At 69.0% G+C, this 1,450-nt stretch carries 2 protein-coding genes; both read left to right on the forward strand.

The annotated features are described in order from the left end of the window. Nucleotides 1–136 precede the first annotated feature (136 nt). Complete coding sequence (locus BME24068_RS34750) at nucleotides 137–508, forward strand: hypothetical protein (protein ID WP_244962181.1); 372 nt, start codon at nucleotides 137–139, stop codon at nucleotides 506–508. A gap of 53 nt (nucleotides 509–561) precedes the next feature. Beyond that, nucleotides 562–1,431 (forward strand): type III secretion system inner membrane ring lipoprotein SctJ, encoded by an 870-nt coding sequence (sctJ, locus tag BME24068_RS34755; RefSeq protein ID WP_174928802.1) that lies wholly within the window; start codon nucleotides 562–564, stop codon nucleotides 1,429–1,431. Nucleotides 1,432–1,450: the final 19 nt, after the last annotated feature.

Below are 1,450 nucleotides of genomic sequence, written 5' to 3' on the forward strand. Positions count from 1 at the left end.
CCTGATTCGCCGCACGATCTTCAACTGCGCGTTTTTTTTTTTTAATGATACGGCGACCACCGAGATCTACACTATCTCAGACACTCTTTCCCTACACGACGCTCTTCCGATCTAGGTGCGCCAGTTCGACGCGCTGATGCAGCCGGGCGCGGCGCCGGCCGGCGCGCAGGCGACGGGCGTGGCGATGTCGCCCGCGACGGCGGCCACGACGGCGAGCGCCGCACCTTCCGTGCAGATGACGCCCGCGCAGGCGAACCAGTCGTCGCTCGTCGAGCGGTTGCGCACCTACGGCAACGATCTCGACGCGCGGTACGCGAACATCGACAAGCATCGCACCGAGATGCTGACGTCGATGGCGGACAACCGCGGCGATCCGATGATGACGATGGTGAAGGCGATGGATTTCCAGTGGACGGCGACCACCACGATTTCCGAATACCAGTTGAGCCTGTCGGTCGCACAGGCGGCGAACGGCTTCACGCACACGGTGCTGAAGACGCAGGAGTGACGACAGCGGGCATGCGGGCCTTCACCGGCCGTGCCCGATGAAGCGGACAAACGATGACGACGATCGATTCGACGCCGCGCGGGCTCGCGTGGCGCAGCCGGGCGGCGCGCGCGCTGCTCGTGGGGCTGCTCGCGCTGCTGGCGGGCTGCCAGAAGGAGCTGTACTCCGGCCTGTCGGAGCGGGACGCGAACCAGATGGTCGCGGTGCTGGGCGACGTGGGCATCGGCGCGTCGAAGGACAACGACGCGCGCGACACGTCGGACCGCAACGCGTGGCTGGTCAGCGTCGCGGACGGCGACATGCAGTCGGCGCTCACGGTGCTGCACGCGAACGGGCTGCCGAAGCCGAACTACGCGAGCCTCGGCGAGCTGTTCCAGAAGCAGGGCCTCGTGTCGACGCCGGCCGAGGAGCGCGTGCGCTATCTGTACGGCGTGTCGCAGGATCTGTCGCGCACGCTGCAGGACATCGAGGGCGTGGTCGTCGCGCACGTGCAGGTCGTGATTCCGGAGAACGATCCGCTCGCGGACAAGATCAAGCCGTCGTCGGCCGCCGTGTACATCCGCTACCGGCCCGGCGTCGACCTGCGCGCGATGGCGCCGATGGTCAAGGATCTCGTCGCGCACAGCATCGAAGGGCTGCAGTACGACAACGTGTCGCTGTTCCTGCAGCCGGCCGCCGCGCGCGCGACGCGCGTCGACGGGATCGGCAGCGTGGTGACCGACATCGTGCGGCTGCGCTCGCCGCTCGGCTGGCTCGTGTTCGCGCTGATCCTGCTGACCTGCGCGGTGATCGCGCTGTCGGCCGCGCGACGCGGGATGTTCGGCGCACGGCTCGCGGGGCTGCTCGGTGCGGCGCGCGGCGCGAACGGGACGACGCCCGGCACGCAGTCGGGCGGCGCGGTGCGCACGCCGGACGGCGCATGAGCGACGCGCACGGGCCGCT

This window comes from Burkholderia anthina (genome assembly GCF_902498995.1).
GTDB classification, from domain to species: Bacteria; Pseudomonadota; Gammaproteobacteria; order Burkholderiales; family Burkholderiaceae; genus Burkholderia; species Burkholderia anthina.

What these genes read in the sequence shown, in the direction of transcription:
- BME24068_RS34750 (WP_244962181.1), top strand. Translation starts at nt 137, where the DNA reads ATGCAGCCGGGCGCGGCGCCGGCCGGCGCGCAGGCGACGGGCGTGGCG.
- sctJ (WP_174928802.1), top strand. Translation starts at nt 562, where the DNA reads ATGACGACGATCGATTCGACGCCGCGCGGGCTCGCGTGGCGCAGCCGG.